Origin of the sequence: Mesorhizobium sp. M0437, assembly GCF_040321335.1 — a bacterium.
Classification (GTDB): Bacteria; Pseudomonadota; Alphaproteobacteria; order Rhizobiales; family Rhizobiaceae; genus Mesorhizobium.
This window is the reverse complement of record NZ_JAMYRK010000022.1, coordinates 1-12,493: the sequence shown is the minus strand read 5'-3', so window position 1 is coordinate 12,493 and position 12,493 is coordinate 1. Positions and strand designations below refer to the sequence as shown.

The following is a 12,493-nucleotide window of genomic DNA, read 5'->3' as shown; positions in this document are numbered from 1 at the left end:
ATGAGGCTGCTGGCGGTTGCGGGATATTCCGGCACGCCCCTTCCGGCCAAGCTCGGCCTGAAGGACGGGATGATTGCCGCTTTCGTCGCCTTGCCGGCCGAACTCGAGGATTTGGCCGAAGCCGTGGATTTTGCCGAGCTCGATCGGCTGGCCAACTGGTCGGCGATTTCGGGCGTTCATGAGAAATACGATGCCGTACATGCTTTCACCCGGCAGCGTGTCGAGATCGAGGACCGTCTTGGCGACGTCGAAGCGGCAATCAAGCGGGACGGCATGGTCTGGGTGTCATGGCCGAAGAAGGCATCGAAAGTGCCGACCGACGTCACCGAGGACGTTATCCGCACAGAGGCGCTGAAGCTCGACCTTGTCGACGTCAAGGTCGCCGCCGTGAACGAGATCTGGTCCGGGCTGAAGCTCGTCATCCGAAAGGACCTGAGGTAATGGTCGAACTCACGCTTCCGAAAAACTCGAAGATCATGGCCGGAAAAACTTGGCCGAAGCCGGAGGGCGCGACCAACCTGCGCGAATATCGCATCTACCGCTGGTCGCCGGACGATGACGAGAACCCGCGCATGGATACGTATTTCGTCGACATGGACGATTGCGGGCCGATGGTGCTCGACGCGCTGCTCTGGATCAAGAACAAGATCGATCCGACGCTGACGCTGCGCCGCTCCTGCCGCGAAGGCATTTGCGGCTCGTGCGCCATGAACATCGACGGGTCGAACACGCTGGCCTGCACCAAGGGCTGCGACGACATTTCCGGCGCGATCAAGGTCTATCCGCTACCGCACATGGCCGTGGTCAAGGACCTGGTGCCCGACCTCACCAATTTCTACGCCCAGCACGCCTCGATCGAGCCGTGGCTGAAGACGGTGTCGCCCGAGCCGGCCAAGGAATGGCTGCAGAGCCATGAGGACCGCGAAAAGCTCGACGGGCTCTACGAGTGCATATTGTGCGCCTGCTGCTCGACCTCCTGCCCGAGCTACTGGTGGAACGGCGAGCGCTATCTCGGCCCGGCGACGCTGCTGCAGGCCTATCGCTGGCTGATCGATTCCAGGGACGAGGCGACGGGCGAGCGGCTCGACAATCTCGAAGACCCGTTCCGGCTCTATCGCTGCCACACCATCATGAACTGCGCCCAGACTTGCCCCAAGGGGCTCAACCCGGCCAAGGCGATCGCCGAGATCAAGAAGATGATGGTGGAGCGACGGGTTTAGGCGGCGGGCGGGTTGCAGCCGAGATCGTCTCGTCCGCAGCGATCCTTCGCGCCCCCCTCTGTCCTGCCGGACATCTCCCCCCTTGAGGCCCCTTGAGGGGGGAGATTAGCAGCTTGGAGGACAGCGCCCTTTCTGCAGCCTTGAAAAGTGGCGAAGCGGTGATGACAGCCAATCTCCCCACTAGAGGGGGAGATTGGCCGGCAGGACAGAGGGGGGCGCTGTCCCGCCGAGTTCGAAAGGATAGCAAACTTATGACCGATTCCGACCTTCCCATCCTCTCTCCCATCGAAGCCCGCGTGCTCGGCTGCCTGATCGAGAAGAAGGAGCTGACGCCGGACGTCTATCCGCTGACGCTCAATGCGGCACATGCGGCGGCCAACCAGAAGACGGCGCGCGAGCCGGTAATGTCGGTCGAGCTTGCCGAGGTCAGGCGGGCGCTTGGCCAGCTGGAGCAGAAGGGCCTCGTCAGGCAAGTGTTCGCGTCGCGCGTCGAGCGCTACGAGCATATCGTGGCGCAGCGCTTTTCCCTGACCTCGGCGCAGATCGCGCTGCTCGGCCTGTTGCTGCTGCGCGGCCCGCAGACGGCCTATGAATTGCTGGCGCGAAGCGAGCGCATGGCGCGGCTGCCGTCGATCGACGAGCTTCGCGGCAATCTCGATCTGCTGATCGGCCGCCGGCCACCGCTGGTGCAGCAGATCGATCGCGGCCCAGGCCAGCGCGAGGATCGCTACGTCCATCTGCTCAGCGGGCCGCCGCAGCTGTCGGCTGCCGCAGCACCCCTGCAGTCGTCCTCGCCGGCGTCGGATATGGAAATGCGCGTGCGGGCCCTCGAGGAGGAGGTCGCGGCATTGCGCGCCCGCCTCGACGCGCTCGTTGGCGAAAAAAGCCAATAATCATTCGAGAGGGGGCGCGAAGGATCGCCCGCTTCGCAGACCAGCTCTCACCCGAGCCTGGCGTCGAGCGATACTTTGATGGCGCCGAGCGCTTTCGAGACCGGGCATTCGGCCTTGGCCTTCTCGGCCAATTCCTTGAACTTGGCGGCATCAATGCCCGGTACCTTGCCGACCAGCGTGATCGCGCTGCCGGTGATGCCGGTGCCGGGGACCAGCGTTACCACGGCCTTGGCGTCGAGCTCGGCAGCCGGAGTGCCGTTCTCGGCGAGAAAATGCGAAAGCTGCATGGCGTAGCAGCCGGCATGGGCGGCGGCGATCAGCTCTTCCGGGTTTGTGCCGGATTTGCCGCTTTCATCCTCGAAACGCGTCTTGGCCGAATAGGGTGTGCCCTTCAGCACCCCGCTCTGGGTTTCGAGTGTGCCCTTGCCTTCCTTGAAACTGCCTTTCCAAACGGCGTTGGCGGTGCGGTCCATCAATTCCTCCTTGATTGTCGTGGCTGAGCCCGTGATCGGCATCCAGTCGACTATAGCGCGCGCGGGAGCGAAGGCCACCCACGCTTTCGTATCGGCGGCGGCGTGACACATCATGTCGAGCGAAAAAAATTCGAAAAAAATATGCGTGCAAAAATGTCGACTTCCATCTGTCCCGGCCGTCCTGCGGGCGGCCATGGACTTGGTGGCCGGATGGAGGACCACATGAACAATCTGTTTTCTGCTCACTGGACAAGCACCGGCCACAGGGCCGGTGAACAACAAGCCGACTGGTCGCGCCTGCAGCCTTCCGGCTTCGGCCGACTGCTTGCGGCGATTGCCATCATTGGGATTGCGGTATCTCTTCTCGACTATGCTGCGGCCGGTCTCGATTCTGCGGCAGGCAAGGGCTCCGCGGAGATTTCCGTAGCCTCGTCTTCGGCTTCAAGCCAGGAATGGAGATAAAAATGAAGTATGTTTGCCTAGTCTATGGTGAAGAAAAAGATCTCTACGCAATGACCCCCGAGAGGCTGGCCAAGCTCGACGCCGATTCGATGGCCCATGACCGGTCATTGGACCAACGCGGGATGCTGATCATCGCGCAGGCGCTGCAATCGGTGAAAACGTCGAAAACCGTTCGCAGGCGCAAGGGCAAGCGGCTGGTCACCGACGGCCCCTTCGCCGAAACCAAGGAGCAGTTGCTCGGTTTCGTCATGATCGAGGCCGAGAGCCTCGACGAGGCGCTGGGGATCGCGGGCGAGATTCCGCTCGCCGAAATCGGCACGATCGAGGTGCGGGCGATCTACAAGGTGCCCGGGTCATAGAGATGTCTCGATAAGTTCCTCCGCGGAGCGGTGGCGACCAACGACTGGCGCAGGCTGTCGTTTTCTTCAATCGGCGCAACTTTTGCGTGTTGAAGCGAAGCAATACTTCTCCTATCGTCGCCCGAGATTGGGGGATCTTGGGCATGCATATATTGATTGCTGCAATCGGCCTGCTTGGGGCGGCGGCGTTCTGGTGGTACCGGCTGAAGATCATGAACGACGCGGCGCGTGAGGTTGCCGACGTGGTTGGCCGCGTCCAGGGCAACGTCCGCCGCAAGAAACTGCGCAAGCAGGCGGCGCTCTCGCCGCTGACAGCGATCGACGATCCGGTCGTCGCCGCCGCGACGCTGATCACCGCCATCGTTTCCGAACATGGTCCTGCGCTGCCGCAACGCGAAGCTGCCATTCGATCGGTGATCTCGGAGATTGCCGACAAAAAACAGACCGATGAAGCGGTGATCTACGCCAAATGGGCGGCATCGCAAATCGACGACGCCACGGTCGTCATCGACAAGCTGGCACCGTTCCTGCGCGAACGGCTCGACGCGGTCGAAAGGAGCGATCTGCTGCGGATGGTCAGCCGTGCGGCGGAAGCCGGCGGACAAAACCTGCAGATTCCCGACCAGCGCATGCTGCGGCTGCGCCAGAAGCTGGGCTTCGAGGTCAACTAAGTCCCCTGATACGAAATTCGGCAGACCGCATGGCGATTAAGCCGAGACGCCTGATCGCTTCGTCATCCTGGGTCTTCTCTCCGCTTCGCGTCGCTACGCCCAGGGATGACGAAGTTGGGGAAGCTTCAGGGCCTGTTTAGATCGCCTCGCCCTTCAACAATTTCGGCGTGTCGCCGGACAGACCCGACGCCTGGCGGATGAAAAACCCCTTCAGCCGGGGCATGCGCTCGACGAGGCCGAGGCCGATGTCGCGCAAAGTGCGCAGCGGGCCGAAATCGTTGGAAAACATCCGGTTCAGCACATCGGTGGTGATGCCCATCTGCACCGTGTCGAAACGCCGCCATTGCTGGTAGCGCTCGAGCACGTCGAGCGCGCCGATGTCCTGGCCGAGCCGGTCGGCCTCGACCACCACTTCGGCCAGCGCCGCCACGTCCTTGAAGCCGAGATTGAGACCCTGGCCGGCGATCGGGTGGATGCCGTGGGCGGCGTCGCCGGCCAAGGCGATGCGCGGCGCGACGAAGGCGCGCGCAATGATCAGCCCGAGCGGCCAGGCACGCGGCTTGTCGGCGAGATGGATTTCGCCGAGTTTCAGGCCAAAGCGCTGCTCGAGCTCATATTCCAGGACCAGCGTGTCGCCACTGACCAGTTTCTCGGCATCCTGCGACCGTTCGACCCAGACGATCGACGAGCGGTTGGTGCCGTCCTTGCCCGGCTTGAGTGGCAGCGTGGCAAACGGGCCTGCGGGGAGGAAATGCTCTTCGGCGCGGCCGTTGTGCGGCCGCTCGTGCGCCACCGTGCAGACGATGCCGGACTGGCCATACTCCCATTTCACCGTCTTGATGCCGGCCATGTCGCGCAGCTTCGAATTGACGCCGTCGGCGGCAACCAGCAGCCGCGCCTTCAGCGTCGCGCCGTCGGCAAGATGCACGGTGATGCCGGCGCCGTTGATGTCGAAGGCGCTGACGGCGACGCCTTCGATGATGCCGATGCCGAGTTGTTCGGCGCGCCGGCGCAAGGCGCCGTTCAAATCCTTGTTGGCGACCATATGCGCAAAGGGTTCGCCGGGCGCGACCTCGCCGTCGAAGGTGAGGAACACCGGGCGGACCGGATCGGATGTGCGCGAATCGGTGACGATCATTTCGGTGATCGCCTGCGCCCCCGGCGCGATCTCGTTCCAGACGCCGAGCTGGTCGAGCATGCGGCACGCGGCGGCGGCAATCGCCGAGGCGCGGCCGTCCTTCTGCCAGACCCTGGCGGGTGCTGCATCGACGACGGCGACGGCGAGGCTCGGCCGCGCCTGCTTCAGCGACACGGCGGCGGCCAGGCCGACATAACCGGCGCCGGCGACCAGAACGTCGAGCGAATTCTTGCTGTCGAGCATGGCAATTCCTTTCGCAGCCTGACTGTCGCCGGGCATTCCGCCCTTGACTGCCCGCTGTTCCTGTCGGAAACCGCCATGGTAATTTTGCGGCGAGGTCAAGATGACGGCAGCCATGGACGAGCTTCTCGGCATTCTCGACCTCGAGCAGCTGGAACACAACCTGTATCGTGGTCGCAGCCCCAAGCTCGATTGGCAGCGCATCTTCGGCGGCCAGACCATCGCCCAGGCGCTGGTCGCCGCGCAGCGAACGGTCGAGCCCGAGCGCCACGTGCATTCGCTGCATGGCTATTTCATGCGGCCGGGCGACACCAAGGTGCCTATCATCTACGAGGTCGACCGCATCCGTGACGGCGGCTCCTTCACCACGCGCCGCGTCGTGGCGATCCAGCACGGCCAGGCGATCTTTTCGCTGGAAGCCTCGTTCCAGCAGGATGAGGTCGGCCTGGAACATCAGGTGCCGATGCCGCAGGACGTGCCGGCGCCCGACACGTTGCTGTCGCAGCGCGAATTGCTGGGCAAGTTCGGCGAAGCCGTGCCCGACGGCATCAAGCGCTATTGGGAGCGCGACCGGCCGATCGAGATGAAGCCGGTGATGCTGAAGCATTATACCAGCCGGGAAAAACTCGAGCCGAAGCAGAACATCTGGATCCGCACCACCGGCCCGGTGCCGGCCGACCGCGCCACGCAGGCGGCCGTGCTCGCTTACCTCTCGGATATGACGCTGCTCGACACCTCGACCTTTGCTCATGGCCGCGCCATTTTCGATCGTGATATCCAGGCAGCCAGCCTCGACCACGCCATGTGGTTCCACCGCAGCCATCCGCTCGACGACTGGATGCTGTACACGCAAGACAGTCCGTCGACGCAAGGATCGCGTGGCTTTACCCGCGGCTCGCTGTTTGCCCGCGACGGCACCTTGATCGCCTCGGTTGCCCAAGAAGGACTCATCCGGCTGAAGCGGCCGCCTGCGGAGTAGGCATTTTTCGAAATTTGCCTATTTTTTAAGCATATGCACTGCCGCGCCTGTGAACAGGCAGCTGCCAGACCTTCTCGATTTCGTTGTTTAACAACAGCTTAACACCCTGCTTCGGCAATTGGCACGGAGCTTGAATCCTAGCGGGCACTCTCCGGCTCTCATGGGGATCGGCGAAGTCGTGCAAACGCGGGGACCCGCAACAGCAAAGGGTGAAACCTTATGAAGATCGTGATGGCAATCATAAAGCCGTTCAAGCTCGACGAGGTGCGCGAGGCGCTCACCGCAGTCGGCATCCAGGGCCTGACCGTCACCGAAGTAAAAGGCTACGGACGTCAGAAGGGTCACACGGAAATCTATCGCGGGGCGGAATACGCGGTCAGCTTCCTGCCGAAGATCAAGATCGAAGTCGCGGTCGCTGTAGACATGGTCGACAAGGCCGTCGAAGCCATCACCGCGGCGGCCAAGACCGGCCAGATCGGCGACGGCAAGATCTTCGTTTTCGGCATCGACCAGGCGGTGCGCATTCGCACCGGCGAAACAGACACCGACGCGCTTTGAGCTGCGGATACGTATTCCAATGGAGAGTTCAATGAATATTCCTTCTACCTTGAAGATAACGGGACGCGCGGCCGTTTTAAGTTCGCTCGCTCTCGCTGCACTGGGCACGGTTGCTGCGTTCGCGCAGGAAGCGGCACCGGCGGCACCGGCAGCCCCTGCGCCCGCGCTCGACACCGGCAACACAGCCTGGATGCTGACCTCGACGGCGCTGGTGCTGATGATGACCGTACCGGGCCTGGCGCTGTTTTATGGCGGCATGGTGCGCAAAAAGAACGTGCTCGCCACCATCATGCAGAGCTTTGCCATCACCTGCCTGGTGACGGTGCTGTGGTTCATGTTCGGCTACTCGCTGGCCTTCTCGGATGGCGGCGGCATGAATGCCTATCTCGGCGGCTTCTCGAAGTTCTTCCACAACGGCATCACCACCTCCTCGCTGTGGCTGCCGGGCGTGGCGAACATTCCTGAGTTCGTCTTCTCGATGTTCCAGATGACCTTCGCCATCATTACGCCGGCGCTGATTGCCGGCGCCTTCGCCGAACGCATGAAGTTCTCGGCGCTGCTCATCTTCATGGGCGCGTGGCTGCTGGTGGTCTACGCCCCGATCGCGCACTGGGTGTGGGGCGGCGGCTTCCTCGGCACAGCCGGCGTTCTCGATTTCGCCGGCGGCACGGTCGTTCACATCAACGCCGGCGTTGCCGGCCTGGTCTGCGCGCTGGTTCTCGGCAAACGTGAAGGCTACGGCACCACCAACATGGCGCCGCACAACCTCGTCTACTCCGTCATCGGCGCTTCGCTGCTGTGGGTCGGCTGGTTCGGCTTCAACGCCGGCTCGGAACTGGCCGCCGACGGCCTTGCCGGTGCCGCGATGCTGAACACCCAGGTTGCCGCTGCCGCTGCGGCGCTCGCCTGGATGTTCGCCGAATGGATCGTCGCCAAGAAGCCGAGCGTGCTTGGCATCATCTCGGGCGCCGTCGCCGGCCTGGTCGCGGTGACGCCGGCTTCCGGTTTCGTCAATCCGACCGGCGCCTTCATCGTCGGCATCGTCGCCGGCGTGCTCTGCTACGTCTCGGCCGTCAAGCTCAAGCACGCGTTCGGCTATGACGACTCGCTCGATGCATTCGGCGTGCACGGCATCGGCGGCATCATCGGTGCATTGCTGACCGGCGTGCTCGCCGATCCGGCGATCAACAGCCTTGGCTCGGGTGCCTCTGTCGGCAAGCAGCTCTACGGTATCGTCTTCACCATCCTGTGGACGGCGATCGCGAGCTTCGTGATCCTCTATATCGTCAAGGCGCTGGTCGGCCTGCGTCCTTCCACCCAGGAAGAGGTCGAAGGCCTCGACATCAGCCAGCACGGCGAAGTGGTGCCGTGAGGTTTATCGGCTGGCACCGGCGTTTTGCCGGTGCCGGGAAGATCCCGTCGTGATGCTCCCGAAAGGGCTCACGCCTTGAGGCCCGGAAACCTTCCGGGCCTCTTTTTTGTGTGCAGGCGGCCGTTATGGCTCGATCATACAATCGCTTGATCAAGGTGGCTCGATCCGCCGGCGGCGTGAAACAGCGGCCGCAACGCTCCGAACTGTGGTGGCGGTCGCCCGTTCCGGTGACGCAGAATGCCCATGGTTAATGCGCCCTTAACCTTCCCGCCGCTAGTCTGACAGCCGAATCTGCCGTGTTGCGCGTCCGCGCCCGGCCGGGCAACGACAGACGAGGAAAAGCATGCGTTCAGGGGCTTCAGCACCGCTTGCGCTGGCCGATACGGAGCACGGCATCCGGTCGTTCGCGAGGCGCCAGGTCGGGCGGCTGGTCGGTGCCGGGCTGTTTGCTCTGGTTGGTTTCGGCGTCGCCGCCCTTGCCACCTGGAACGTCGCCGATCCGAGCTTTTCGCACGCCACCGACAATATCGTCACCAATGCAATGGGTTATGCCGGCGCCGTCTTTTCCGACATTGCCATGCAGTTCTTCGGACTTGCCGCCGTTGCGGCGCTGGTGCCGGCGGTGATCTGGGGATTTCTGCTGTTTACCGCGCGCGGCGTCGACCGGCTGCCGAAACGGGCACTGGCCTGGTTCGGGTTTTCGCTGCTTGGCGCGGCAATTGCCGGCTGCGTGGTGCCGCCCAAGACCTGGCCGCTGCCGACCGGCCTCGGCGGCGTCTTCGGCGACATGGTGCTCAATATCCCGGGCCTGGTCATCGGCGGCTATCCGACCGGCCTCGTCGCCAGCGTGCTCGCCGTGCTCCTGGCAGCGCCGGCGCTGTGGGTATTCTTGTATGGCTCGGCGCTGATTTCGCGCAAGAACGGCTTTGCCGTCCTCGAACAGCCCGCAGTGCCCGATCCGCAGGACGACCTGCTTTTCGACAATGAAGAGGACGAGGGCGACGAAGGTATATTGGCGCTTGGCGCCATCACCCACTGGTGGCTGTCGCTGCGGGCCTATCTGCGCCGCCGCGCCGCGCGCCGGCGCGAGCGCGACGATTTCGAGCCGGAGATGGAACCGCGCCCCAGCGCCTGGCGGCGGGCGGCCGAACGGGTCGAATCGGCCGAGTTCGCCGAGGCGCGGATGAGCCCGGGCGGGCGCGCCCGCGTCGAGCCGGAATTCTTCGCCGCCATGGTCAACGACCGCAGTGCCTCGATCGACCCTGACGATGCCGACGTCTTCGATAACGACGACAATGACGACGACATGGATTTCGCGCCCGAGCCGGCCGGCCAGCGCCGCGCCGCGCCAACGGCCAGGGTGCAGAACTTCCGTTCCGACGCGGCGACACGCGTCGAGGCGCCGGCGCCGCGGCCGGCCCCCGGCGCCCGCGTCCAGCGCGAGGCGCAGACTTCGCTGATCGGCTCGGAAAAATTCGAGATGCCGTCGCTGCACTTCCTGTCGGAACCAAAGAACGTGGTGCGCGACGCCAGCCTGTCCAAGGATGCGCTGGAGCAGAACGCCCGCCTGCTTGAGGGCGTGCTGGAGGATTTCGGCGTCAAGGGCGAAATCATCCATGTGCGTCCGGGTCCGGTCGTCACGCTCTACGAGCTGGAACCGGCGCCCGGCATCAAATCGTCGCGGGTCATCGGCCTGTCCGACGACATCGCCCGCTCGATGAGCGCCATCGCCTGCCGTGTCGCCGTGGTGCCCGGCCGCAACGCGATCGGCATCGAATTGCCGAACGCCAGGCGCGAGACGGTCTATTTGCGCGAGATCATGGCCAGCCGCGATTTCGAAACCACCAAGGCCAAGCTGGCGCTGGCGCTGGGCAAGACCATCAATGGCGAGGCGGTGATCGTCGACATCGCCAAGATGCCGCACGTGCTGGTCGCCGGCACCACCGGCTCGGGCAAGTCCGTCGCCATCAACACCATGATCCTGTCGCTGCTCTACCGGCTGACGCCGCAGGACTGCCGGCTGATCATGATCGATCCAAAGATGCTGGAGCTCTCGGTCTATGACGGCATTCCGCATCTTCTGACGCCGGTCGTCACCGATCCGAAGAAGGCGGTGGTGGCGCTGAAATGGACCGTGCGGGAGATGGAGGACCGCTACCGCAAGATGTCCAAGGTCGGCGTCCGCAACATCGACGGCTTCAACGCGCGCGTGCAGCAGGCTGAGAAAAAGGGCGAAAGGATCTCGCGCACCGTGCAGACCGGCTTCGACCGCCAAACCGGCGAGGCGATCTACGAGACGGAGAACCTCGACCTCGAGCCGATGCCCTACATCGTCGTCATCATCGACGAGATGGCCGATCTGATGATGGTCGCCGGCAAGGACATCGAAGGCGCGGTGCAGCGCCTGGCGCAGATGGCGCGCGCCGCCGGCATCCATGTCATCATGGCGACGCAGCGGCCATCGGTCGACGTCATCACCGGCACCATCAAGGCGAATTTCCCGACCCGCATCTCCTTCCAGGTGACATCGAAGATCGACAGCCGCACCATCCTGGGCGAACAGGGCGCCGAACAGCTGCTCGGCATGGGCGACATGCTCTACATGGCCGGCGGCGGCCGCATCCAGCGCGTGCACGGTCCCTTCGTCTCCGACGACGAGGTGGAGAAGATTGTCGCGCATCTGAAATTGCAGGGCGTGCCGGAATATCTCGACGCCATCACCGAGGACGACGACAAGGATGACGATGAGCCGACGGGCAAAGGCAGTGGCGGCGGCGACGGCGGTAATTTCGAGGATTCCGACGATCCCTACGACCAGGCGGTCGCGGTGGTGCTGCGCGACGGCAAGGCCTCTACCAGCTACATCCAGCGCCGGCTCGGCATCGGCTACAATCGCGCCGCCTCGATCATCGAGAAGATGGAGAAGGAAGGCATTGTCGGCCCGGCCAACCATGCCGGAAAACGCGAAATCCTGGTGCCGACGGAGGACGACAAGTTCTAGAGCGCGTCCGCGCCGGCAACTTTGAACCTTTTGGCGCGTTGCAACGACGGGCGCCGTGCGGCCGCCAAACTTAAGCCCAACTGGGGGGCCAGACCAATATAACGAGCAAGCAATCAGATGATGGTGACCGGCATGAAAAACGCAACTCTCGCCCCAAGCAGGGATTTCGCCCCAACCCGCCGGCAGGTGCTCGGCCTCGGCCTGGTCCTGGCCGGTGCGGCGGCCGCCAACCTCGTGCCCGGCTTCCAGCTGCTGGCGTCGGCGCAAGCAGCGGTTCCGGCGACGGCGCAGAAGATCGCCGATCATTTCTCCTCGGTCAAATCGATGAGCGGCGAGTTCGTGCAGTTCGGACCCAAGGGCGAGCAGACCGGCGGCAAGTTCTTTCTGGAACGGCCGGGCAAGATCCGCTTCAATTATGACGGCGCCTCGAATTTCAGGGTGATTTCCGACGGCAAGTCGGTGGTCATCCTCAACAAGAAGCTGCGGACGTCCGACCTCTATCCGCTGTCGAAGACGCCGCTGAAGCTGCTGCTCGACGACAAGATCGATCTGTCGGGCGGGCGCGTCAGAAGCGTCAAGGAAGAGGACGATCTCACCACCATCCAGCTTGCCGACAAATCGGTGTTCGGCAATTCGAAGATCACCATGATGTTCGATCCGAAATCTTATGAATTGCGGCAGTGGACCATCACCGATGCGCAAGGCAAGGACACGACGGTGATGATCTTCAACACCAAGGAGGGCGTCAGCTTCGCCCCCGACACCTTCGCCATCGACTATACGGCGAACCGCGAGCTGAACACCAAGACGCGGTAACTTCCTACTGCTGCGGGATGGTTTTTCCGCGTTGGTGCGGGCGGCTTGTTTTTGCGGTGCGCGGCTGGCAGTAGTTTCCGCGATTGACTTCCGTCGGAGCCATCCGGCGGATCTTGCGTTGTCCGGAACCCCACATGCCGTTTTCCGTCGCTACCTGGAACATCAACTCCGTCCGGCTGCGCATGCCGATCGTCGAGCGCCGGCGGGGGGAGCAGGCGGCGGGCCTGGGGGGCCGGCCCGAAAACACAGTTGCGGTCGCATTGTTTAGGGGGCAGGGGTTGCGCACGCGCGGCGACGAGCACAAAGCCGTG

The 12,493-nt window shown here is 63.7% G+C and carries 13 protein-coding genes; 11 read left to right on the top strand and 2 right to left on the bottom strand.

What is annotated here, in order from left to right:
* From NKI72_RS16030 to NKI72_RS16020, 3 genes are all read left to right on the top strand, one after another.
* On the top strand, window positions 1-441 hold the full coding sequence (locus NKI72_RS16030; protein ID WP_352470790.1) for a DUF3052 family protein: 441 nt from the start codon (window positions 1-3) through the stop codon (window positions 439-441).
* Window positions 441-1,220: a succinate dehydrogenase iron-sulfur subunit gene (locus NKI72_RS16025; protein WP_292663232.1), complete on the top strand. Its 780-nt coding sequence runs from the start codon at window positions 441-443 to the stop codon at window positions 1,218-1,220. The genes NKI72_RS16030 and NKI72_RS16025 overlap by 1 nt, the downstream gene beginning before the upstream one ends.
* 251 nt (window positions 1,221-1,471) lie before the next feature.
* Window positions 1,472-2,113, top strand: a complete 642-nt coding sequence (locus NKI72_RS16020; protein ID WP_352470789.1) for a YceH family protein — start codon at window positions 1,472-1,474, stop codon at window positions 2,111-2,113.
* Window positions 2,114-2,160: 47 nt separating this feature from the next.
* Here the strand turns inward: NKI72_RS16020 and NKI72_RS16015 are convergent, their stop codons facing one another.
* Complete coding sequence (locus tag NKI72_RS16015; protein WP_352470788.1) at window positions 2,161-2,586, bottom strand: OsmC family protein; 426 nt, start codon at window positions 2,584-2,586, stop codon at window positions 2,161-2,163.
* Window positions 2,587-2,808: 222 nt separating this feature from the next.
* Between NKI72_RS16015 and NKI72_RS16010 the strand changes: the two genes are divergently transcribed.
* The 3 genes from NKI72_RS16010 (at window position 2,809) to NKI72_RS16000 (ending at window position 4,078) form a co-directional block, all read left to right on the top strand.
* Window positions 2,809-3,048, top strand: coding sequence for a hypothetical protein (locus tag NKI72_RS16010; protein WP_352450153.1), 240 nt, complete (start codon window positions 2,809-2,811; stop codon window positions 3,046-3,048).
* A 2-nt stretch (window positions 3,049-3,050) separates the two neighbouring features.
* Window positions 3,051-3,407, top strand: a complete 357-nt coding sequence (locus tag NKI72_RS16005; RefSeq protein WP_352470787.1) for a YciI family protein — start codon at window positions 3,051-3,053, stop codon at window positions 3,405-3,407.
* Window positions 3,408-3,550: 143 nt separating this feature from the next.
* On the top strand, window positions 3,551-4,078 hold the full coding sequence (locus NKI72_RS16000; RefSeq protein WP_352818400.1) for a hypothetical protein: 528 nt from the start codon (window positions 3,551-3,553) through the stop codon (window positions 4,076-4,078).
* A 136-nt stretch (window positions 4,079-4,214) separates the two neighbouring features.
* Here NKI72_RS16000 and NKI72_RS15995 read toward each other — a convergent pair whose 3' ends face one another.
* Window positions 4,215-5,459 carry a ubiquinone biosynthesis hydroxylase gene (locus NKI72_RS15995; RefSeq protein WP_352818429.1) on the bottom strand — a complete coding sequence of 415 codons (1,245 nt, stop codon included), beginning with the start codon at window positions 5,457-5,459 and terminating at the stop codon, window positions 4,215-4,217.
* A gap of 100 nt (window positions 5,460-5,559) precedes the next feature.
* Here NKI72_RS15995 and tesB point away from each other — a divergent pair, with 100 nt between their 5' ends.
* From tesB to NKI72_RS15970, 5 genes are all read left to right on the top strand, one after another.
* Window positions 5,560-6,435, top strand: a complete 876-nt coding sequence (gene tesB / locus NKI72_RS15990) for an acyl-CoA thioesterase II (protein WP_031212697.1) — start codon at window positions 5,560-5,562, stop codon at window positions 6,433-6,435.
* Between the two features lie 219 nt (window positions 6,436-6,654).
* Window positions 6,655-6,993, top strand: coding sequence for a P-II family nitrogen regulator (locus NKI72_RS15985; RefSeq protein WP_023679755.1), 339 nt, complete (start codon window positions 6,655-6,657; stop codon window positions 6,991-6,993).
* A gap of 49 nt (window positions 6,994-7,042) precedes the next feature.
* Entirely contained in the window at window positions 7,043-8,365 is a 1,323-nt protein-coding gene (locus tag NKI72_RS15980; RefSeq protein WP_502893763.1) for an ammonium transporter, read from the top strand.
* A 343-nt stretch (window positions 8,366-8,708) separates the two neighbouring features.
* Window positions 8,709-11,366, top strand: coding sequence for an FtsK/SpoIIIE family DNA translocase (locus tag NKI72_RS15975; RefSeq protein ID WP_352540844.1), 2,658 nt, complete (start codon window positions 8,709-8,711; stop codon window positions 11,364-11,366).
* A gap of 132 nt (window positions 11,367-11,498) precedes the next feature.
* Window positions 11,499-12,182 carry an outer membrane lipoprotein carrier protein LolA gene (locus NKI72_RS15970; RefSeq protein WP_031213172.1) on the top strand — a complete coding sequence of 228 codons (684 nt, stop codon included), beginning with the start codon at window positions 11,499-11,501 and terminating at the stop codon, window positions 12,180-12,182.
* The last annotated feature ends 311 nt before the right edge of the window (window positions 12,183-12,493 follow it).

What these genes read in the sequence shown, in the direction of transcription:
- NKI72_RS15970 (WP_031213172.1), top strand. Translation starts at nt 11,499, where the DNA reads ATGAAAAACGCAACTCTCGCCCCAAGCAGGGATTTCGCCCCAACCCGC.
- NKI72_RS16010 (WP_352450153.1), top strand. Translation starts at nt 2,809, where the DNA reads ATGAACAATCTGTTTTCTGCTCACTGGACAAGCACCGGCCACAGGGCC.
- NKI72_RS15975 (WP_352540844.1), top strand. Translation starts at nt 8,709, where the DNA reads ATGCGTTCAGGGGCTTCAGCACCGCTTGCGCTGGCCGATACGGAGCAC.
- NKI72_RS15985 (WP_023679755.1), top strand. Translation starts at nt 6,655, where the DNA reads ATGAAGATCGTGATGGCAATCATAAAGCCGTTCAAGCTCGACGAGGTG.
- NKI72_RS16015 (WP_352470788.1), bottom strand. Translation starts at nt 2,586, where the DNA reads ATGGACCGCACCGCCAACGCCGTTTGGAAAGGCAGTTTCAAGGAAGGC.
- NKI72_RS16005 (WP_352470787.1), top strand. Translation starts at nt 3,051, where the DNA reads ATGAAGTATGTTTGCCTAGTCTATGGTGAAGAAAAAGATCTCTACGCA.
- NKI72_RS15995 (WP_352818429.1), bottom strand. Translation starts at nt 5,459, where the DNA reads ATGCTCGACAGCAAGAATTCGCTCGACGTTCTGGTCGCCGGCGCCGGT.
- NKI72_RS16020 (WP_352470789.1), top strand. Translation starts at nt 1,472, where the DNA reads ATGACCGATTCCGACCTTCCCATCCTCTCTCCCATCGAAGCCCGCGTG.
- NKI72_RS16000 (WP_352818400.1), top strand. Translation starts at nt 3,551, where the DNA reads ATGCATATATTGATTGCTGCAATCGGCCTGCTTGGGGCGGCGGCGTTC.
- tesB (WP_031212697.1), top strand. Translation starts at nt 5,560, where the DNA reads ATGACGGCAGCCATGGACGAGCTTCTCGGCATTCTCGACCTCGAGCAG.
- NKI72_RS16030 (WP_352470790.1), top strand. Translation starts at nt 1, where the DNA reads ATGAGGCTGCTGGCGGTTGCGGGATATTCCGGCACGCCCCTTCCGGCC.
- NKI72_RS16025 (WP_292663232.1), top strand. Translation starts at nt 441, where the DNA reads ATGGTCGAACTCACGCTTCCGAAAAACTCGAAGATCATGGCCGGAAAA.